Origin of the sequence: Pleomorphochaeta sp. DL1XJH-081, assembly GCF_049310885.1 — a bacterium.
In the GTDB taxonomy this organism is placed as follows: Bacteria; Spirochaetota; Spirochaetia; order Sphaerochaetales; family Sphaerochaetaceae; genus CAYZJV01.
The window spans coordinates 1-273 of sequence record NZ_JBMDYO010000096.1 but is presented as its reverse complement, the minus strand read 5'-3'; the positions used below and the strand labels follow the sequence as shown (position 1 = coordinate 273).

At 67.8% G+C, this 273-nt stretch carries 1 protein-coding gene; it reads right to left on the bottom strand.

The window, feature by feature from the left end:
- The coding region (locus ACODJP_RS14035; protein WP_422482550.1) for a histidinol dehydrogenase at nt 1–273 on the bottom strand (273 nt) is incomplete at both ends.

Genomic DNA, 273 nt, shown 5'->3' with positions numbered 1-273 from the left:
TCACCACCTCGGTCACGCCCGCCACCTTGGCCGGGATCGCGTTCATCAGCACCGATGACGGGTAAGACGCCTTGCCCCCCGGTACATACAGGCCGGCGCGGTCCAGCGGCGTAACCTTCTGGCCCAGCACCGTGCCGTCGGCTTCGGTGTAGCTCCAGGAGTCCTGTTTCTGCTTCTCGTGGTAGCTGCGCACCCGCGCCGCGGCCTTTTCCAGGGCTTCGCGCTGGGCCACGGTGATTCGAGTCAGGGCCAGTTCCAGGCGCTCGCGCGGCA